The sequence below is a fragment of the Citrobacter sp. Cb028 genome, from assembly GCF_030336705.1.
GTDB classification, from domain to species: Bacteria; Pseudomonadota; Gammaproteobacteria; order Enterobacterales; family Enterobacteriaceae; genus Citrobacter; species Citrobacter braakii.
This window is the reverse complement of the sequence record NZ_JAOWCZ010000025.1, coordinates 13,402-34,700: the sequence shown is the minus strand read 5'-3', so window position 1 is coordinate 34,700 and position 21,299 is coordinate 13,402. Positions and strand designations below refer to the sequence as shown.

Genomic DNA, 21,299 nt, shown 5'->3' with positions numbered 1-21,299 from the left:
CCAGGCCGGATACGCTGAGCGCTATCCGGCGACCGGGTCGTTACGCGGTGCCACCTACGGTCAAGTTATCCACCTTCAGCGTCGGCTGGCCCACGCCCACCGGCAAGCTCTGTCCTTCTTTACCGCAAACGCCAACCCCGTTATCCAGTTTCAGGTCGTTACCCACCATCGAAATCTGCTGCATCGCTTCGATACCGGAGCCAATCAGCGTTGCGCCTTTCACCGGTTTGGTCACTTTACCGTTTTCAATCAGGTACGCTTCGGACGTCGAGAATACAAATTTCCCGGAGGTGATATCTACCTGACCGCCGCCAAAGTTAGGCGCATAAATACCGTATTCAACGGATTCGATGATTTCCTGCGGCGTGGATTTCCCCGGCAGCATATAGGTGTTGGTCATACGCGGCATCGGCAGGTGCGCGTAAGATTCACGGCGACCGTTACCCGTTGGCGCTACGCCCATCAGACGCGCATTCAGTTTGTCCTGCATGTAGCCTTTCAGAATGCCGTTTTCGATCAGCACGTTGTACTGACCCGGTGTCCCTTCGTCATCGATAGCCACAGAACCACGACGGTCCGCCATTGTGCCATCATCCACAACGGTACACAGTTCTGATGCCACCAGTTCACCCATGTGACCACTGAATACCGAGGTGCCACGGCGGTTAAAATCACCTTCCAGACCATGACCGACCGCTTCATGCAGCAGAACGCCAGGCCAACCAGCGCCGAGTACCACCGGCAGCGTACCAGCAGGCGCTGCTACCGCGGACAGATTGACTAACGCCATGCGTACGGCCTCTTTCGCCCACGCGTCGGCACGGACTTCACCATCGAGGTCGCCAAGGAAATAGTCATAGCCAAAACGACCGCCGCCACCGCTGGCGCCGCGCTCACGCTTACCGTCCTCTTCGACCTGTACGCTTACGGACAAACGTACCAGCGGGCGGACGTCAGCGGCCAGCGTACCATCAGTCGCGGCCACCAGGATCAGTTCATAAACACCGGTCAGGCTGGCGGTCACTTCCTGGACGCGTTTGTCGGCGGCACGGGCCACGTTGTCTACGCGGCGCAGGATATCGAGTTTTTCTTCGCGGCTCATGCTCTGCAACGGATCAACCGAGGTGTAAAGCGCCTGATGCTCCACGGCCCCCAGCGTTTTTACTTTGCCGTCACCGTTGTCACGCACGATAGTACGCGCGGCATGAGCGCTTTGTTCCAGCGCCAACAGGCTAATCTGGTCTGCATAGGCAAACCCTGTTTTCTCGCCGCTGATGGCGCGCACGCCAACGCCCTGATCGATATTGTAAGAACCATCTTTAATGATGCGGTCTTCTAAAACCCAGGATTCGTGATAGCTCGACTGAAAATAGAGATCGCCGTAATCAAGACGGCGTTCGGCCAGTTGGCCCAGGATGGCAAACAGATCCTGATGTTTCAGGCCATTTGCCGCTAGCAATTGTTCACTTACCAGGTTCAGACTCATCGTTTTGATTACTCATTTAATTCTGCCGGATAGCGGAAAAAACGCCTTATCCGGCCTACGTTGTTAGGCTGCTGTAGGCCGGATAAGCGCTGCGCCATCCGGCAATACTATGTACTGAGATTGGGGCAATTACTCGCCCCCGTCAAATCATTGCTGGCTTTCTTTGCGCGGCTGACGCAGAACTTCGTTAATTTGCGGCTTATCGACCGGACCGGTGATGCGATAGCGCAGAATCGAGACTTTGCTCCACAGCGGCCCCAGCACCTTACTGGCGGCAAACACCGCCGCACCAACAATCGGGTTGACGGCAAACGCGGCGGCAACGCCTACGGTGGCAGATATTTCTGGTGCAACGATGGCTTCCATGTCCAGATCCCGGCGTACCAGGTTCACTGAACCTTTCATCGCAATATCGGCTTCCAGACCGTCCACCAGCGTGTCGTCGGTATGCATCACACCATCTTTGATCCACGCCGTGCTGCGAATCGAGTCGAAATAGAAGCCTTCGCTGAAGGTGTCGCTAAAATCAAAGCGCAGTTTACGCAGTAACGCATCGAAGCTTAGCAGGCGTAACAGTTGCCCCGCATGTCCGGTACTGAGTTCGGTAAGTTCGCCTTTGCCCAGCCGGGTACGCAAAATACCATTCAGCGAGGCTACATCAGGATCCCACGGCGGATTACGCCAATGCAGATCATACTCCACGTTGAAGGAAGAATTGCGAATCGGCGTTGATACGCCAAAGAAACCGGCTGCGGAGTCAATTTTGTTGCCGCTCAGTTTACCCTTCAGCGACGTTCGCTCCTTGCCCGGCGCATTCACCCACACTCCGTCGGTGGTCAGTCTGGCAAAACCCGTATCCAACAGACCGTTACTCAAGGTGAGCGTGTCGCCTTTAATCGCAACATCGGCGTCAATGCGCCCGTATTTCTGTCCCCACATCCAGCACTCGGCACAGCGCAGCTGAAGGTCCGGCCAGCCACGGAAGCTGACGTTGTCGATGGCTGAGAACGGCGAGGCTGGCGTACTATTTTGTGACGGTTTTGCCGCGCTTGGGTTGTAATAAAGATACTTAATATTGGCCAGCCACGGCGCATTATTGCGCATAGCCAGCGTGGCGTTAATTTCACGGCCCTGCGCCTGCACGGTGGAGCCATTGCTCGCAGGCTCAGAAACGATACTCAAATTATTCCACTGTTGACCGCCCAGGGATAACGATGGCGTACGCACCGTGATGCGCTGCGGGAAGTTAGCGTTGCTGCCCACGTTATCCACAGCGCCTTTCTGGAATAACGCCAGCCATTGCGCGCCATCCATAGGGGGAAGATTAAGCTCTATGCCTTGCTGATCGGGTAACGCTGGCACGGTGCGGCTTTCCGACGCCCAGATTGCGCGGTCAAGCGTCAGTTTCTGATTCAGTAGCCAGCGGCTATTAAAATGATTCTTGCTGCCAGCGTTGCCGGTCAGATCAAAGCTGCGCAGATTGCCGTTGGCCTTAACGTTCACCGGCAACGCCTCACCGGCCGCCTTATTCAGCGGAGAAGGTAAGTGACTACTTACATTCTTGAGGTCGCCCTTTAACTCAACGTTGTAGGTCGGCCCGGCATGATACGGAAGATCGATTCCTACCTTGCCATTCCACGCTATGCTACCGTTCAACGCGTCGTTGACCTGCGCCGGTAAAATCCCCATGCGGCTTGGCTGCCAGTCACCTTGCAGATTCACGGCTACCTGATAGGCTTTCGCCCCTTCGGTCGTGGAAAAGTCGACGTTCAGCGGCTGATTAAACCAGTTCGCGGTCATCGGCTCACTCTTCAGATCACCGTTGATAAAGCTGAATTTACCATTCAAATTCTTCAGCGTGCTGTCGAGCGGTTTAATAAACAGGCTGTTATTACGCAGGTTGACGTCACCTTTGGCGGTAACCAGCGAGCCGTCTAACGGAATATCAAGATGTAAGCGAGCATTCACATCGCCGTCAATCTGCAACTGCTCAAGCGTAGCGCCGAGTGAATCCTTCAAAGGCGTCTCATCAAAATAAGGTCCAACCGCCTTGCCCGGCCCGTTGATGTCGGCATCAATCAGCAGTTTTTCTTTGGCATAGTCGGGGATGTTAGCCGTCAGATTACTGGCCTTCACACCGCCCAGATTAACGCTATCGGTCTTCATCCACAGACCGTCGTTAATGAAGTTCAGTTCAATATTAAGGTCAGTCAGCGCGGGCCAGTCGGGCTGGAAAGCAAACTTCGCATTGCGAAGCGGCACCAGTACCTGGAACTGCCCTTCATTGTGTAGATACGGGAACAGATGCGGGTCGCCGCCATACACCAACGTGGCGTTATCCGCTTCGCCGCCCTGAATAGCGCCGCTGAGGTAATCAACCAGCTCTTTGCCCATCAGGTTTTCCGGGAAGTAACGCCAGGCCTGAGAGCCATCGTCGGTGCTGATACCTGCCAGAATGCCCAACCATGGCTCATCATTGGCGGGCTGCAGATAGCGAAAACCACCACGTGCGCGTACCGCTTTCGCTTTAACATCAATGTTGCGCCCATCTAACTGGAAACCTTTATCGTTCTTCAGCCAGCTTAGCGTCGCTACGCCATCCTCTATTTCCAGCGGTGCGCGAAAGACGGTTTCATACGGCATTTTAGCTTGCTTCATGGAAGCAGTGAGCGCCCCGTTTTCAACCCTGCCCGCGAGCGTACCGGAGAAATGTTCTGCCCCTGGCAGCAGCTTCCACTGTTTCCAGGCCAGATTGGTCCACGAGGACTGGAAGCGAGTTTTTTCTGTTGCCTGTAACGGGATATCCAGCGCCAGCACATCTATTTTGCCGCTCGGCTGCGTGGCCCGCCAGATATCACCCAGCGCAGGCGATAACTTGGCCGCCATCGGACGCAGCCCTTCTAACCCAGCCAGCTCCAGATTGCTGGCGCGGATGCGTAGCTCGTCGCTGCGTTTGTTATTCTCGCCGCCGACTTCCTGTTCAGGGATCCAGGCCAGCGTTAACGCCCCGCTTGGCCAGGGTTTATCATCCATCGTGATACGGGTATCGGGAATGGAGAATTGCCAGCCCGACTGCTCGCGGCTGATGTGCGCCGTCAGGTTATCGACGGAGAGCGTGTGCGTACGACTCTCTCCCAGCCAACTTGCCCCACCTTTTTTCAGCCAGACATCGCCGCCGGAAACGACACCTTTTCTGATCGTCATCCATGCTTCCAGGCTAAAACGCGCGGTTTGCAACGCGACATTATCCTGCATCCATTTACCCAGCCACGGCTTGACGTCGATATCGTCGGCCTGCAGCCAGACCCGACCGTTATTCAACAGCCCGTTGTCATCACGCAGATCCATTCGAACCTGCATAACACCGTGCTGCCCGGTCAAACTGGAGAGACTGACCTGGCCTTCAGCGCGATGTCGGTTTTTACCGTTAAGCCAGGTAAGCTGCGGGATCGCCAGTTCTGCACGCTGGCCTGAGAGGGTTAAAAAGCTAATCTGGCTGTCGCGTAGATCGAAATGATCAAACTGACGCAGGAAGAGATCGCTCAGGTGGCCGGCTTCAATTCCATCACCGCTTTCGCTGCGCTGGATGGGGGTGTTGGTACGCAGCTGCAACTGCCAGAAGGTGAGATCGCGAAACTGCCAGCGCATGTGCAGCAGGCTTTGCCAGACATCCAGCGCTAATGTAACGCGCTTTACCGAAAATTCACCGCCATCTTTAAGCTGCGCGTGGATATCGCGCGCTTCAAGAGTAGGCCCGAAATTTTGCCAGCTAGCGGAAAGTTGGCTGGCGGAGACGGGCAGACCGGTGGCGGATTCAATCTTGCCAAGGATGGCCGGACGCCAGCTATCAAGATGAGGCAGCGCAAGGCGCAGCCCACTGACCAGCAGCGCTGCGATGACAACGAATGCGGCTCCAGTGAGCAGTAATATCCCCGGCAATCGCCTCACGCGCCTCTCCTTGTCTACCAAAAAATGTGACTCACAAAACCGTCTTGCCGGATGGCGGCGTGAACGCCTTCTCCGGCCTGCAAGGTATCGCCATTGGGCGTTTACCAGGCCAGATTACATCATGACAACGTCGAACTGCTCCTGGTTATACAGCGGTTCGACTTGTACTTTAACCTGTTTGCCGACAAAGATTTCCACTTCTGCCAACGCATGTGACTCTTCACCCTTCAGGGTTTCAGCCACTGCCGGAGATGCATAAACCAGGAAACGATCGGAGTCATATGCATGGTGTACCCGCACGATTTCGCGCATGATTTCATAGCATACAGTTTCCACGGTTTTCACCGTACCGCGCCCATGACAGGTCGGACACTCGTTGCACAACACATGCTCCACGCTTTCACGCGTGCGTTTGCGCGTCATCTCCACCAGGCCCAGCTGAGAAAAACCGTTGATGCTGGTTTTTACGCGATCCTTGCTCAGCGCCTGTTCCAGAGAGTGCAGTACCCGTCGACGGTGATCTTCATTATTCATGTCGATAAAATCGATAATGATAATGCCGCCGAGGTTACGCAGACGCAGCTGACGAGCAATGGCCTGCGTTGCTTCAATATTAGTATTAAAGATAGTGTCGTCGAGATTACGATGCCCAACAAACGCTCCGGTATTGATATCGACGGTGGTCATTGCTTCAGTTTGATCGATGATCAGATAGCCGCCGGATTTCAGTTCAACCTTGCGTTCCAGCGCGCGCTGGATTTCATTCTCAACGTCAAAGAGATCAAAAATGGGCTGGCGCCCGCTGTAATGTTCCAGCTTGCTGGTCATCTCGGGGATATATTCCGCTGTGAACTCCAGCAACGCTTCATAGGTCAGACGAGAGTCAACGCGGATCCGGTCAAGCTGGGCATCCGCAAAATCACGCAACACGCGCTGCGCCAGCGCCAGTTCGCCGTACATCTGGTAGCGCGTTTGCGGGCGCTTTTTACGCTCCATAACTTTAGTCCAGACGCGCTTCAGGTAGGCAGCATCCGAGGCCAGATCCTCCTCGCAGACGCCTTCCGCCGCTGTGCGAATGATGAATCCGCCCTGTTCATCGCAGTAATCCGCCACCACTTTTTTCAGGCGTTCGCGTTCGGTTTCGCTTTCGATACGTTGGGAAACGCCAACGTGCGAAGCACCTGGCATAAAGACGAGGTAACGGGAAGGAAGCGTGATGTCCGTCGTCAGGCGTGCGCCCTTAGTACCCAACGGATCTTTTACCACCTGCACCATCAGATCCTGGCCCTGGCGCACCAGTTCAGAAATGTCGCGCACGGTGAACTGTTTTTGTTCTTCACCCGCCACGCATTCGGTGTGCGGCATGATGTCTGAAGCGTGAAGAAATGCGGCTTTATCCAGTCCAATATCTACAAAAGCCGCCTGCATACCCGGAAGTACACGACTTACACGACCTTTGTAGATATTGCCTACGATTCCGCGTCGCGCCTCACGTTCAATATGAATTTCCTGCAGAATACCGCCATCAATGTAAGCCACCCGAGTTTCCGATGGCGTTACGTTTACCAACAATTCAGCCGTCATGTTTATCCCTTTTCTCACGCAGTGCGTTAAAATTGGTCAGCAACTCATACGTTTCTACCAGCGGTAAGCCGACTACAGCGTGATAGCTGCCATTGATCTTCCTGACAAAACAGCCACCCAACCCTTGAATACCGTATGCACCTGCTTTATCCATTGGTTCACCGCTGGCAATATAGCCCGCGATGTCCTCATCGGTTAGTGCTCTGAACGTCACTTCCGTCACCACCAGACAGTCCAGACTGTGCCGGCGGTCGGCCAATGCCACGGCGGTCATGACCTGATGCGTTTTGCCCGACAGTTTGCGCAGCATTACTGCGGCATGGGCGGCGTCGTGTGGTTTTTCCAGCACTTCGCCATTAAGGATAACAATGGTATCCGCACCCAATACCGGCAAATCGCGCTGCGCCAGCGCCACGCCAGCCTGCGCTTTTTCGCGTGCCAGACGCGAAACATACTGCTGCGCGCTCTCCTGCGGGTGTCGCTGTTCTTCAATCCCAGGCACCAGCCGTTCAAAGGTAACACCAAGCTGAGCGAGCAGCTCCTGACGACGTGGAGAACCAGAAGCAAGATACAGAGTATTCATATCAACCTTATTGCACCGCAAACTGCTGACGGACTTTACGCATCAGTAAGAATAGCCATGGCCAAAGCACACCATTCACTACACTACTCCAGAACACTTCGGGTCTGAAAGAGACATTGATCACTAAAAACTCGGCCCAGAAAACAATAATATCCACGACCAGTGATAACAACATGACCACCAGCGCCTGTTGCCAGAGCGCGAGGTTACGGAATAGCTGGAATTTCAGCGCGACCAGATAAGCAATGATACTCATCGACAATGCGCGCACGCCAAGCGTGGAGCCGCTGATGAGATCCAGTATGGCACCCACCACAAACCCCGTGCCCACATTTACGCGATGCGGCAGCGCCAGGATCCAGTACAACAAGATGAGCAGTACCCAGTTTGGCCGGAAAACCAGAATATCGTCCGGCCAGGGCATGACTTGCAGCAACAGTGCAATAAGGAACGAGAGCCAAATCACCCAACGTCCCTGGCTACGATAGCTTGCCACTTACTGTCCTCCCGGCTTACGCGGAGCAGGTTGTGGCGGCGTGGTACCCGCAGGCGCTGGAGTCACGCCTGCTGCGGGAGCTGGCACTGGCGCAGGCGGCCCCATGGCATCTGGTGCAGGCAGAACTTGCGGCATCATTTGCATCAGACGTTCATTGGCAACGCGGTGCACTTCTTCTGGCGTCATCGGATTTGCGCCGTTACGATCGGCGCCCCACAACAGCAGCAGATAACGCAGACGCTGCAGACCTGCGGTCGGGCGTGCCTGAATCACGGTATAAGCGCGCTGAGTGTCCAGCTTAACGGAAGAAACAACACCAACCGGATAGCCTTCAGGGAAACGTCCCCCCAGACCCGAGGTAACCAGCACATCGCCAACGCGAATGTCGGTGTTGGCCGGCAGGTGTTCGAGCTGAAGATCGTCGGTGCAGCCGTTACCGGCAGCGATCACGCGGATATCGTTACGCAGTACCTGAATGGGCAGAGCATGCGTCGCATCGCAAATCAGCAGCACGCGGCTGGTCAGTTTAGCCACCGCTACGACCTGACCCACAACGCCTTTGTCGCTAATAACCGGCTGACCTTCGTAGACACCGTTAACGCTCCCTTTGTCGATCACCACCTGATCGCTGTAAGGGTCATTAACCGTTGAGATGACCTGCGTCACCATCTTTTGTTCGTCCTGACGCAGCGGCGATCCCAGCAGCTCACGCAAACGCGCGTTCTCCTGTTTATATTGCCCCAGCATCAGCAGCTCGCTGTTTTTCAGCAGCAGTTCCTGACGCAACGCCCGATTTTCAAGTTCGAGTTGGTCACGCGAAGCCAGCGTTTGCGAAACGCCGTCGAGTAATTCACGAGGACCATTTGAGATAAAGTAGAAAGGACTGACGGCGGTATCCATGTACGTTCGGATTTGACTAAACGTACCCAGGCGGCTGTCGGCAATAATAACGCCGAGCGCCACCAGCACCGCCAGAATAAGGCGAATCTGTAGCGACGGGCCACGGCTAAAAATTGGCTTCATAGTCTATGCGTATTCTCGTATCAGAGCGGAAGGGCAACCCGCGGGCTACCCTACCTGCATCCGATTACTCTTCGCTGAACAGGTCGCCGCCGTGCATATCGATCATTTCCAGCGCCTTGCCGCCACCGCGCGCCACGCAGGTCAGCGGATCTTCAGCAACAACAACTGGAATACCGGTTTCTTCCATTAACAGACGGTCAAGGTTACGCAGCAGAGCACCGCCACCGGTCAGTACCATGCCGCGTTCGGAGATGTCAGACGCCAGTTCTGGCGGACACTGTTCCAGTGCAACCATCACCGCACTCACGATACCGGTCAGCGGTTCCTGCAGGGCTTCCAGAATCTCGTTGGAGTTCAGGGTAAAGCCGCGTGGAACACCTTCTGCCAGGTTACGGCCGCGAACTTCGATCTCGCGCACTTCGTCGCCCGGATAAGCGGAACCGATTTCGTGTTTAATACGTTCTGCGGTGGCTTCACCGATCAGAGAACCGTAGTTACGACGAACATAATTAATGATGGCTTCGTCGAAGCGGTCGCCGCCAATACGTACAGAAGAGGAGTAAACCACGCCGTTCAGGGAGATAACGGCAACTTCAGTTGTACCACCACCGATATCCACAACCATAGAACCGGTTGCTTCAGAAACTGGCAGACCCGCCCCGATCGCAGCCGCCATCGGCTCTTCGATCAGGAATACTTCACGGGCACCTGCGCCCTGGGCGGATTCACGGATCGCGCGGCGTTCAACCTGAGTTGCTCCAACCGGTACACATACCAGTACGCGCGGGCTTGGGCGCATGAAGCTATTGCTGTGCACTTGTTTGATAAAGTGCTGGAGCATTTTTTCAGTCACGAAGAAGTCAGCGATAACGCCGTCTTTCATTGGGCGAATGGCAGCGATATTGCCCGGTGTACGACCCAGCATCTGCTTCGCGTCATGGCCCACTGCGGCTACGCTTTTTGGCGAGCCGGCACGATCCTGACGAATGGCCACAACAGAAGGCTCATTCAATACGATGCCTTGTCCTTTTACATAAATAAGGGTATTCGCGGTACCCAGGTCAATGGACAGGTCATTGGAAAACATGCCACGAAATTTTTTCAACATACTAAGGGATAATCCTGAAAGCTGGGGCGGAAAACAAAATCCGCTTACTTTACCAACCACACGCAGCAGCGACAAGGCGCAAAAATCATCTGCTACGGTGAAAATTAGTGCAGTTCGTTTCCTTTGTTACAAAATCGGCCTGAGTCCATCAGGGCTGAATAAATCAGCAGCACTCCTCGCTTTTGTTTGCAACCTGTCAAAGGTCATTCACCTGCATGTTTGCTGTTACAACCTGGCGAGCAGACAAGCACACCCCCAGAAGGCACAGCGCGCGTTATTCTACGTGAAAACGAATTAAACGGCAGGTTAAACCGAGTATCTTTGCGAATATTTTTTCACGTTAGTGTCAAGTGGCTGTGATGCGGCAAAAAAATCCCCTTGCCCACCCGCAACTCCGCGTTCCGTCAGCGTATGCCACTCGCTACGCGAACGAACGCCCGTGGCGTAAACCTGCGTTGGTGTTCCAGAACAAGCCTCCACCAGGCTTTGCACCAGGAGCTGGTTTTCGGTTCGCTTATCAATATTCCTCACCAGGCTTGGATGCAGCTTCAATAACTCAACGTTAAGCTCTTTGATCCAACTGGTGCTCACCAGCGTTAAACCCGCCTGCGTAACGGCAATTCGCACACCCAGCGCATTCATCAATCTGATGACGGGCTGTAACCGGCTGATATGTTGACAGACATCTGCCTCAGCAAGTTCAATAATTATGCGTTTGCGTAATGATTTTTCGCACTGCATCAGCGTATCACGTAGCCAGCGCTGAAAACGTGGGCGAATTAGCGATTCAACCGTTGTCTGCATCGCCAGGTTTTCCTGCGGCCAATAGCCCAACAGTAAGATCAGACGGCTGATTTGCAGGCGGTCATATTCTTCTGCCAGGCCAAACTGCAGGACCATCGGCATATATTCCGCCGAAATAACCTCTTCGCTGCCATCAAAAATACGGCACATCAGCTCCCGGTGGTGCACCCGTCCTTCACGGGTTACCGCAGGCTTTTGATAAATTCTTGGTCCACCCCGGCTGAGCATCTGTTCGATCAGCGTTCGCCAGCGTACGTTACCCCGACCTTTTTCCGGTAGTGAGTCATCATAGACCGACCAGCTGTTCCCACCCTGCAATACCGAGTTCCGCGTGGCGGCTTCGGCGTGATCCATCACTTGTTCCGTCGACTGACCGCTGCGGCAAACACAAATGCCAATATGAACCATATCGGCACGGTCGATCATTTTATTAGCCGGAAGCGCATCTACCGCTTTTAATAATTGCCCGGCAATACTTTCCGCCTCTTTCAGCGTGCGGTGTGGCAACAGGATGGCAAAATCGCTACGGTGGTAGCGCGCCAGCAACGCGCCCGGATAGCGCGTCATAAAAGTCGACAACAAATTGATTAGCGTTGAAATTTGTTCTTCCGCAAGGGTAATTCCCCAGCTATCGCGCAGCAGCGTAAAGTCCGGCAGGCGTACCATCATCACGACGCCATGCGATCCCACTTTTTCCTGATCTTCCAGCAGCGTTGCCAGTTGGTTATCAAAGAACAGGCGGTTGCTTAGCCCGGTTTTTGTATCCTGCGCCACATAGGAACGAATCAGCGTATCCAGTCGGCTACGTTGCTCGCGGGCACTTTGAATTTCGGTCAGCAGCATATCGAGCGCGCTACTGGTACGCGCAGGCCATTCATAGACCGTCCCCCGCACGTTCGGTCCACGTTCGCCGTTAAGAATGCGCGTTGAACGAATCTCCAGCAACTCTTGACCTGAAAGCTGACGCTGAAGCCAGCGCACAGACAAAAAGAGCATCAGTATAATAAAAGCAATCGCCAACGTGAGCGGCGCGGTAGTCATCAGCGAATGGAAATAGTTGCCCATTGGATCCTGATAAACCAGACGCAGCGACATGCCCGGGTGTTTGACCAACGGGACGGTGACATCACGATACAGATTGTTCGTCCCCGCCGGGCGGTAGCTGCTGGTTCGGGAGTGGTCATACACCACGTGTTCGCCCTGAAGCAGTTCGACGCGCACGATATCAACCGAAACCATCAGTTCATCGATTTGCGGGGTTAGCGCAACGACATCGCGGGAGACAAGGTGCGTATCAATCGCTGTCGCCACCGCCTGAACACGGGTGGTGAACTTATATTGAATCGCGTTATAGAAACTCAGCGAGCAGCCGATCAGAGTCACGAAGATCGTTAACCCTGTAAGCAGCGTCACAAAAGCTGAAAATTTCGTCGTTAATCGCATCCTTGTGTTAACTCCGACAGTTATGAAACAGGCATGAAAGTGATAAAGCGGCGCGAAAATGCAAAACTGAACGCAAAATCCGTCCATTTATACAAACAGTGTGGGCATACTACCAAATTAGGTATATCTGGCAATTTATTGCGCGGAATCGGCATCATGTTTTGATTAGCGAGTATAGTCTTCATTAATAATTTTCCAATCCACTATACGAATTGAGGACAGGTTATGCAGGCTTTGATCTTAGAACAGCAGGACGGAAAAACCCTCGCATCCGTTCAACCCCTCGACGAAAATCAGCTACCGGAAGGCGATGTGACGGTGGATGTCCACTGGTCAAGCCTGAACTATAAAGACGCCCTGGCTATCACCGGCAAGGGTAAAATCATTCGCAATTTTCCGATGATTCCTGGTATCGATTTCGCCGGTACCGTGCGCACAAGCGAAGATCCCCGTTTTCATGCAGGTCAGGAAGTTTTACTGACCGGCTGGGGCGTGGGTGAAAATCATTGGGGTGGACTGGCCGAACGCGCACGCGTGAAAGGCGACTGGCTGGTTGCGCTGCCACAAGGGCTGGACGGACGTAAAGCCATGGTCATCGGTACCGCTGGCTTTACCGCCATGCTGTGCGTCATGGCGCTTGAAGATGCAGGTATTCGCCCGCAAGACGGTGAGATTGTCGTCACCGGTGCCAGCGGCGGCGTGGGCAGCACGGCCGTGGCGTTACTGCATAAGCTGGGTTATCAGGTTGCGGCGGTTTCGGGTCGCGAAAGCACTCACGACTACCTGAAGAGCCTGGGCGCTAACCGTATCCTTGGCCGCGATGAATTTGCTGAATCTCGCCCGTTGGAAAAACAGCTGTGGGCTGGTGCGGTTGATACCGTTGGCGACAAAGTTCTGGCAAAAGTCCTGGCACAGATGAACTACGGTGGCTGCGTTGCCGCCTGCGGCCTGGCTGGCGGTTTCGCTCTGCCGACGACGGTGATGCCATTTATTCTGCGTAACGTTCGTTTGCAAGGGGTGGACTCGGTGATGACCCCGCCGGCACGCCGGGCAGAAGCCTGGGCGCGTCTGGTTAAGGATCTACCGGACTCTTTCTATGCTCAGGCCGCCACGGAGATTACGCTGGCGGATGCGCCGAAGTTTGCCGATGCCATCATCAATAACCAGGTGCAAGGTCGTACGCTGGTGAAGGTGAAGTAACAGGCTCCAGCGCAGAAATTTACACTTAATTAACGAAATTTCGCGGCATATCTACAGACTCCCTGCCATATTAACTACGCGTCCCCTGTCAGTTATGACGCGTAAGCCGGGAGTCTGTTATGAAGAAATTACGTCCATTTACAGAAGCCGACGTCACTGACGAGTCGGCTTTTTTTATGCAACGCCGCCAGGTACTAAAAGCATTAGGGATCAGCGCCGCCGCGTTGTCTTTCCCCCTCTCTGCGCAGGCTGACCTTCTTAGCTGGTTTAAGGGGAATGACCGCCCGCCCGCGCCCGCGGGTAAGCCGCTTGATTTCAGTAAACCCGCCGCCTGGCAAAATTCGCTTCCTTTAACGCCAGCGGATAAAGTTTCTGGCTACAACAACTTCTATGAGTTCGGTCTCGATAAAGCGGATCCGGCAGCCAATGCTGGCAGTCTGAAAACCGATCCGTGGACGTTAAAAATCAGTGGTGAGGTGGTTAAACCACTCACCCTCGATCACGATGCGCTGACCGCCCGTTTCCCACTGGAAGAACGGATTTACCGGATGCGCTGTGTGGAAGCCTGGTCAATGGTCGTGCCGTGGATTGGTTTTCCGTTACATAAACTGCTGGCGCAGGTTGAACCCACCAGCAACGCAAAATATGTCGCCTTCGAAACGATCTACGCACCGGATGAAATGCCCGGACAAAAAGATCGCTTTATTGGCGGCGGGCTCAAGTATCCCTATATTGAAGGACTGCGTCTGGATGAAGCTATGCATCCACTCACTCTGCTTACCGTGGGGGTTTATGGAAAAGCTCTTCCCCCACAAAATGGCGCGCCCATTCGCTTAATTGTGCCGTGGAAATACGGATTTAAAGGCATTAAGTCGATCGTGAGTATTAAACTAACCCGCGAACGCCCCCCGACAACCTGGAATCTGGCCGCCCCCAATGAGTATGGATTTTATGCCAACGTGAATCCGCATGTCGATCACCCGCGCTGGTCCCAGGCCACTGAGCGTTTTATTGGCGCAGGCGGTATTCTGGACGTTCAGCGCCAACCCACGCTGCTGTTTAACGGTTACGCCGACGAGGTCGCTTCGCTGTACCGTGGTCTTAACCTGCAGGAGAATTTTTGAGTGCGCCTGACTGCAAAGCACATTACCGGACTGAAAGTTTGCCTGCATCTTGCCGGCTTTTTACCGTTTGTCTGGCTATTTTGGGCGGTGAATCACGGTGGTCTGAGCGCAGACCCGGTCAAAGATATCCAGCACTTTACCGGTAGGACAGCTCTGAAATTCTTGCTGGCGACCTTGCTGGTCTCTCCCCTCGCGCGCTACGCTAAACAGCCATTATTGATACGCACACGGCGCCTGTTAGGGCTATGGTGTTTCGCCTGGGCAACGTTGCATTTAACCAGCTACGCACTCCTGGAACTGGGCATTCATAATCTGGCGCTGTTAGGACGGGAATTAATCACGCGACCTTATTTGATGCTGGGCATTGCCAGTTGGGGCATATTATTCGCCCTCACGTTAACCTCCACCCAGTCGGCTCAGCGAAAACTGGGCAAAAATTGGCAGTATTTGCACAACTTCGTCTATCTTGTGGCGATCCTGGCACCCATACATTATCTGTGGTCGGTAAAAATTATCTCCCCTCAACCGATTATTTATGCAGCACTCGCTGTGGTGTTGTTAGCCTGCCGTTACAAGAAGTTTCGCCAGTGGTGGCGGTAGTTTCACGTTATGTGCAGTGCGTTACAAAATGTGGACGATCCGATTTTCTTTACATGTTAACGGTTGATTATCTTCCCTGATAAGACCAGTATTTAGCTGCCAATTGCTACGAAATAGTTATAATGTGCGACTTTGCTATCCTCGGTAGCGTTTTTAGAGCGCTGAAAGGGTGACATTCGCATGTTGAAGGTATATTTTGTCTTTTACCCGAAAATGGCAGAAGATAGCCGCACAATGACTAACAAGTCTGGCAATCTCACTTAATGGCAACCGCACCCAGTGCAATGCCTGAGATGCGTGGCATCTTGTCACTCACTGTTATAAAAATGCTATACAGACGGCGGTAAAACGCTTGTCACAATCTCACTAAACAAAGAGTACGGAACCCACTCATGGATATTCGTAAGATTAAAAAACTGATCGAGCTGGTTGAAGAATCAGGCATCTCCGAACTGGAAATTTCTGAAGGCGAAGAGTCTGTACGCATCAGCCGTGCGGCGCCAGCTGCAAGTTTTCCAATGATGCAACAGGCTTATGCTGCACCAGTGATGCAGCAGCCAGCTCTGTCTAACGCTGTCGCACAAACTGCCTCTCCAAGTATGGAAGCTCCGGCAGCAGCGGAAATCAGTGGTCACATCGTACGCTCCCCAATGGTTGGTACGTTCTACCGCACCCCGAGCCCAGATGCGAAAGCGTTCATCGAAATCGGCCAGAAAGTGAATGCGGGCGATACCCTGTGCATCGTTGAAGCCATGAAAATGATGAACCAGATCGAAGCCGACAAATCCGGCGTAGTGAAAGCGATTCTGGTAGAAAGCGGTCAACCGGTAGAATTTGACGAGCCGCTGGTCGTCATCGAATAACGAGGCGAACATGTTGGATAAAATTGTTATCGCCAACCGCGGTGAGATCGCCCTGCGTATTCTGCGTGCCTGTAAAGAGCTGGGCATCAAGACTGTCGCTGTGCATTCAAGCGCGGATCGCGATTTAAAACACGTATTGCTGGCGGATGAGACGGTCTGTATTGGTCCGGCTCCGTCCGTAAAAAGCTATCTGAACATCCCGGCTATCATTAGCGCTGCTGAAATCACCGGCGCAGTGGCAATTCACCCGGGTTATGGCTTCCTCTCTGAGAATGCCAACTTTGCTGAACAGGTAGAACGTTCCGGCTTTATCTTCATCGGCCCGAAAGCCGACACCATCCGCCTGATGGGCGACAAAGTGTCCGCAATTACCGCGATGAAGAAAGCTGGCGTACCAACAGTCCCAGGCTCTGACGGCCCGCTGGGCGACGACATGGACGCTAACCGCGCTCATGCGAAGCGCATCGGTTATCCAGTTATTATCAAAGCCTCCGGCGGCGGCGGCGGTCGCGGTATGCGCGTCGTGCGCAGCGATGCCGAACTGGCACAATCCATCTCCATGACCAAAGCGGAAGCGAAAGCGGCTTTCAACAACGACATGGTTTACATGGAGAAGTACCTGGAAAACCCACGCCACATCGAAATTCAGGTGCTGGCAGACGGTCAGGGTAACGCGATTTATCTGGCAGAACGTGACTGCTCCATGCAGCGTCGTCACCAGAAAGTCGTCGAAGAAGCACCAGCACCGGGCATTACTCCGGAACTGCGTCGCTACATCGGCGAGCGTTGCGCCAAAGCGTGCGTTGATATCGGCTATCGCGGGGCAGGTACTTTCGAGTTCCTGTTCGAAAACGGCGAGTTCTACTTCATTGAAATGAACACCCGTATTCAGGTTGAACACCCGGTAACCGAAATGATCACCGGCGTTGACCTGATCAAAGAGCAGCTGCGCATCGCTGCGGGACAACCGCTGTCCATCAAGCAGGATGAAGTTGTGGTTAAAGGCCATGCGGTAGAATGCCGTATCAACGCCGAAGACCCGAACACCTTCCTGCCAAGCCCGGGTAAAATCACGCGTTTCCACGCGCCGGGTGGCTTTGGTGTGCGCTGGGAGTCTCATATTTACGCAGGCTACACCGTACCTCCGTACTATGACTCAATGATCGGTAAGCTGATCTGCTATGGCGAAAACCGCGACGTAGCAATCGCCCGTATGAAAAACGCGTTGCAGGAACTGATCATCGACGGTATCAAAACCAACGTTGATCTGCAGATCCGCATCATGAATGACGAGCATTTCCAGCACGGTGGAACCAATATCCACTATCTGGAGAAAAAACTCGGACTTCAGGAAAAGTAAGCGTGCGTTAACTGAAAAGGCCGGAAATTCCGGCCTTTTGTTTTTCTCCCCTCCCGCACGTGCCATAAGGTACAATCCCCGCTTTCTTTATCCACAAGGGACAAAAAATGGACGCTCGTTTTGTTCAGGCCCATAAAGAGGCGCGCTGGGCGCTGTGGCTGACCCTTTTATATCTTGCCACATGGTTAGTGGCCGCTTACTTACCAGATTCCACGCTCGGTTTTACCGGCTTACCACACTGGTTCGAAATGGCCTGCCTGCTAACGCCGCTGGTTTTCATCGTGCTGTGCTGGGCGATGGTGAAGTTTATCTATCGCGACATTCCGTTGGAGGATGACGATGCAGCTTGAAGTTATTTTGCCGCTGGTCGCCTATCTGTTGGTGGTCTTCGGTCTTTCCGTTTACGCCATGCGTAAGAGATCGACCGGCACTTTCCTGAATGAATATTTCCTCGGCAGCCGCTCGATGGGCGGGGTCGTATTAGCCATGACGCTAACGGCAACCTACATTAGCGCCAGCTCGTTTATTGGCGGTCCTGGCGCCGCTTACAAATACGGGCTGGGATGGGTGCTGCTGGCGATGATCCAGTTGCCCGCCGTTTGGCTTTCTTTGGGGATTCTTGGTAAGAAATTCGCGATTCTGGCGCGCCGTTATAATGCCGTTACCCTCAACGATATGCTGTTTGCCCGTTACCAGAGTCGCCTGCTTGTGTGGCTGGCAAGCCTTAGCCTGCTGGTCGCGTTTGTCGGAGCAATGACCGTACAGTTTATTGGCGGCGCACGTTTGCTTGAAACCGCTGCAGGTATACCTTACGAAACCGGTTTGCTTATTTTTGGCGTCAGTATCGCATTGTATACGGCGTTCGGCGGTTTTCGCGCCAGCGTACTGAACGACACCATGCAGGGTATGGTGATGCTGATTGGTACTATTGTTCTGCTGGTCGGCGTCGTTCATGCTGCCGGTGGCCTCAGCAATGCGGTGGTAACCCTGCAAACTATCGACCCTAAACTGGTCTCGCCGCAAGGCGCGGATGACATTCTGTCACCCACGTTCATGACCTCATTCTGGGTACTGGTGTGCTTTGGCGTAATTGGGCTGCCGCATACAGCAGTACGCTGCATCTCTTATAAAGACAGCAAAGCTGTACACCGCGGCATTATCATCGGCACCATCGTAGTGGCGATCCTGATGTTTGGTATGCATCTGGCGGGTGCGTTGGGGCGTGCGGTGATCCCTGATCTGACAGTGCCGGATCTTGTTATCCCTACGCTGATGGTCAAAGTGTTGCCGCCGGTAGCTGCCGGGATCTTCCTCGCGGCCCCCATGGCCGCGATCATGTCGACGATCAATGCCCAATTGCTGCAAAGTTCCGCTACGATCATTAAGGATCTGTACCTGAACCTGCGTCCGGAACAGCTGAAAAACGAAACCCGGCTGAAGCGCATGTCGGCAGTAATTACCCTGTTGCTCGGCGCGTTACTGCTACTGGCCGCCTGGAAACCGCCAGAGATGATTATCTGGCTTAACCTGCTGGCATTTGGCGGGCTGGAAGCTGTCTTCCTGTGGCCGCTGGTACTGGGCCTGTACTGGGAGCGTGCAAACGCGGCGGGCGCTTTGAGCGCGATGATTATCGGCGGCGTTCTTTATGCCGTACTCGCTACATTTAACATTCAGTACCTGGGTTTCCACCCGATTGTGCCCTCGTTACTGATAAGCTTGCTGGCTTTCCTGATCGGCAACCGTTTCGGTTCTGCCGTCCCGCAAGCCGCCATATTGACTACTGATAAATAAAAGAGTTTTGCCATGCCATGGATCCAACTGAAACTGAACACGACCGGTGCCAACGCTGAAGAGTTGAGCGATGCGCTGATGGAAGCGGGCTCCGTTTCCATTACTTTCCAGGACACGCATGATACGCCGGTATTTGAGCCTCTGCCGGGCGAGACTCGCCTGTGGGGAGATACCGACGTTATCGGCTTGTTCGATGCAGAAACCGACATGAAAGAAGTGGTTGCCATCCTGGAGCAGCATCCGCTGCTGGGTGCAGGCTTCGCGCATAAAATCGAACAGCTCGAAGACAAAGACTGGGAACGCGAATGGATGGATAACTTCCACCCGATGCGCTTTGGTGAACGTTTGTGGATTTGCCCAAGCTGGCGCGATGTCCCGGATGAGAATGCCGTCAACGTGATGCTGGACCCGGGTCTGGCGTTTGGTACCGGCACTCACCCCACCACCTCCCTATGCCTGCAATGGCTGGACGGTCTCGATCTAAACGGCAAAACCGTCATCGACTTCGGCTGCGGCTCCGGCATTCTTGCCATTGCGGCACTGAAGCTGGGTGCGGCAAAAGCCATCGGCGTAGACATTGATCCGCAAGCAATTCAGGCCAGCCGTGATAACGCCCAGCGTAATGGCGTTTCTGAGCGTCTGGAGCTTTATCTGCCGAAAGACCAGCCAGAGGCGATGAAAGCCGACGTGGTGGTCGCAAACATCCTCGCAGGCCCATTACGTGAACTGGCACCGTTAATCAGCGTACTGCCCGTTGAGGGCGGTTTACTGGGGCTTTCTGGCATTCTTGCCAGCCAGGCGGAAAGCGTCTGTGAGGCCTATGCCGAACTCTTTACGCTCGATCCGGTTGTCGAGAAAGAAGAGTGGTGCCGCATTACCGGTCAGAAAAAATAATCCCTTCCGGCGTGGTTGCCTGACCACGCCATTTTCAGACAATTGACCAGCATACTGAGACGTTCTCCAGCGATATAATAATTTATTGATTTTGTTAATATTTATATTGATTTTCGTTGAGTAAACGTATGCGCTTCAACCTATTTATCACAACTTTACTGACAGCATACCTGATGCCACTGACCGCGCTGGCCGCGCCATGGGGTTATAGCGGAGAATCTGGTCCCGCACAGTGGGGAGAAATCAGCAAAGAGTATGCAACGTGCCAGACCGGAATAAATCAATCACCCATTGATATCCAGACCGCCAAAACTCGTAAACTTGGACTTCCTTCACTCAACATGCAATATGTTGATGGTCCGACAAGATTTCAGAGCATTAACCATACTCTGCAGGCAACAATGAGTAGCTATACCTCAAACTCCATTGAAGTTGATGGAAAGATTTATTTTCTAAAACAATTAGATTTTCACGCCCCGAGCGAACATACCTTCAACGGTAAAACCTATCCGCTGGAGTTGCAGTTAGTCCACAAAAACCAACACGGAGACGTCACTATCGTGGCGGTCATGTTTGACGTCGGCGAACCTAACCAGGCGATTCAAAATCTGTGGGAGTCATTTCCAACCATGGAGGACAACAGTATGCCCATCTTCTCGCCAGTCGATATCAACCAACTTTTACCCGACGATAAAACCTACTGGCGCTATAGTGGTTCGCTAACTACACCTCCCTGTACTGAAGGCGTCAGCTGGACTGTCCTGAAAACGCCTGTTGCCCTTTCCGCCGAACAACTGGATAAATTTCACTACATTGTTGGGCCTGCGAACAATCGCCCACCGCAGCCAGTAAATGAACGCAAGATCATCGACAGCCATTCAGGAGATATCGAGATCCTGTACTAAAATGAGGTAGAGATCACACAATGGCGAGACAATTTGCTGATTAATTCAGCAGAATATCTTGCCAGCACCTTCTGCGGCTGAAGAAAA

Annotated in this window: 17 protein-coding genes; 9 read left to right on the top strand and 8 right to left on the bottom strand. The window is 53.6% G+C overall.

All coding sequences use genetic code 11. The features are described 5' to 3' along the window. Nucleotides 1-40: 40 nt before the first annotated feature. The 8 genes from tldD to csrD all read right to left on the bottom strand — a co-directional run bounded on the left by tldD (nucleotide 41) and on the right by csrD (nucleotide 12,475). Entirely contained in the window at nucleotides 41-1,486 is a 1,446-nt protein-coding gene (gene tldD, locus OGV75_RS02370; protein ID WP_016154713.1) for a metalloprotease TldD, read from the bottom strand. 147 nt (nucleotides 1,487-1,633) lie between these two features. Further along, nucleotides 1,634-5,434, bottom strand: a complete 3,801-nt coding sequence (gene yhdP / locus OGV75_RS02365; RefSeq protein ID WP_286480316.1) for an AsmA2 domain-containing protein YhdP — start codon at nucleotides 5,432-5,434, stop codon at nucleotides 1,634-1,636. A 114-nt stretch (nucleotides 5,435-5,548) separates the two neighbouring features. Then, nucleotides 5,549-7,018, bottom strand: coding sequence for a ribonuclease G (rng, locus tag OGV75_RS02360; protein ID WP_003828822.1), 1,470 nt, complete (start codon nucleotides 7,016-7,018; stop codon nucleotides 5,549-5,551). Further along, complete coding sequence (locus tag OGV75_RS02355) at nucleotides 7,008-7,601, bottom strand: Maf family protein (RefSeq protein WP_101700712.1); 594 nt, start codon at nucleotides 7,599-7,601, stop codon at nucleotides 7,008-7,010. Before OGV75_RS02355 ends, rng begins: the two co-directional genes overlap by 11 nt. A 7-nt stretch (nucleotides 7,602-7,608) precedes the next feature. Further along, nucleotides 7,609-8,097 carry a rod shape-determining protein MreD gene (gene mreD / locus OGV75_RS02350; protein ID WP_003025196.1) on the bottom strand — a complete coding sequence of 163 codons (489 nt, stop codon included), beginning with the start codon at nucleotides 8,095-8,097 and terminating at the stop codon, nucleotides 7,609-7,611. Further along, a complete protein-coding gene (gene mreC, locus OGV75_RS02345; protein WP_046275078.1) occupies nucleotides 8,098-9,120 on the bottom strand; it encodes a rod shape-determining protein MreC in 1,023 nt (340 codons plus the stop codon). Nucleotides 9,121-9,184: 64 nt separating this feature from the next. Then, nucleotides 9,185-10,228 (bottom strand): rod shape-determining protein MreB, encoded by a 1,044-nt coding sequence (gene mreB, locus OGV75_RS02340; RefSeq protein ID WP_000913396.1) that lies wholly within the window; start codon nucleotides 10,226-10,228, stop codon nucleotides 9,185-9,187. A gap of 306 nt (nucleotides 10,229-10,534) precedes the next feature. Further along, nucleotides 10,535-12,475 carry an RNase E specificity factor CsrD gene (gene csrD, locus OGV75_RS02335; protein ID WP_016154717.1) on the bottom strand — a complete coding sequence of 647 codons (1,941 nt, stop codon included), beginning with the start codon at nucleotides 12,473-12,475 and terminating at the stop codon, nucleotides 10,535-10,537. 225 nt (nucleotides 12,476-12,700) lie between these two features. On the opposite strand from csrD, the gene acuI reads away from it, so the two are divergent. From acuI to OGV75_RS02290, 9 genes are all read left to right on the top strand, one after another. Continuing rightward, a complete protein-coding gene (acuI, locus tag OGV75_RS02330) occupies nucleotides 12,701-13,675 on the top strand; it encodes an acrylyl-CoA reductase (NADPH) (protein ID WP_275262317.1) in 975 nt (324 codons plus the stop codon). Between the two features lie 119 nt (nucleotides 13,676-13,794). Continuing rightward, nucleotides 13,795-14,799, top strand: a complete 1,005-nt coding sequence (gene msrP / locus OGV75_RS02325; RefSeq protein ID WP_181629729.1) for a protein-methionine-sulfoxide reductase catalytic subunit MsrP — start codon at nucleotides 13,795-13,797, stop codon at nucleotides 14,797-14,799. Then, a complete protein-coding gene (gene msrQ, locus OGV75_RS02320) occupies nucleotides 14,800-15,399 on the top strand; it encodes a protein-methionine-sulfoxide reductase heme-binding subunit MsrQ (protein ID WP_016157592.1) in 600 nt (199 codons plus the stop codon). It abuts the gene before it with no gap. Between the two features lie 392 nt (nucleotides 15,400-15,791). Continuing rightward, on the top strand, nucleotides 15,792-16,262 hold the full coding sequence (gene accB / locus OGV75_RS02315; protein ID WP_003025210.1) for an acetyl-CoA carboxylase biotin carboxyl carrier protein: 471 nt from the start codon (nucleotides 15,792-15,794) through the stop codon (nucleotides 16,260-16,262). A 10-nt stretch (nucleotides 16,263-16,272) separates the two neighbouring features. Further along, nucleotides 16,273-17,622, top strand: coding sequence for an acetyl-CoA carboxylase biotin carboxylase subunit (gene accC / locus OGV75_RS02310; RefSeq protein ID WP_003828838.1), 1,350 nt, complete (start codon nucleotides 16,273-16,275; stop codon nucleotides 17,620-17,622). A gap of 107 nt (nucleotides 17,623-17,729) precedes the next feature. Then, complete coding sequence (locus OGV75_RS02305) at nucleotides 17,730-17,972, top strand: YhdT family protein (RefSeq protein ID WP_016154721.1); 243 nt, start codon at nucleotides 17,730-17,732, stop codon at nucleotides 17,970-17,972. Next, a complete protein-coding gene (gene panF / locus OGV75_RS02300; RefSeq protein ID WP_016157593.1) occupies nucleotides 17,962-19,413 on the top strand; it encodes a sodium/pantothenate symporter in 1,452 nt (483 codons plus the stop codon). Before OGV75_RS02305 ends, panF begins: the two co-directional genes overlap by 11 nt. Nucleotides 19,414-19,425: 12 nt before the next feature. Beyond that, entirely contained in the window at nucleotides 19,426-20,307 is an 882-nt protein-coding gene (gene prmA, locus OGV75_RS02295) for a 50S ribosomal protein L11 methyltransferase (protein WP_046275075.1), read from the top strand. Between the two features lie 128 nt (nucleotides 20,308-20,435). Further along, on the top strand, nucleotides 20,436-21,212 hold the full coding sequence (locus OGV75_RS02290) for a carbonic anhydrase (protein WP_053389873.1): 777 nt from the start codon (nucleotides 20,436-20,438) through the stop codon (nucleotides 21,210-21,212). Nucleotides 21,213-21,299: the final 87 nt, after the last annotated feature.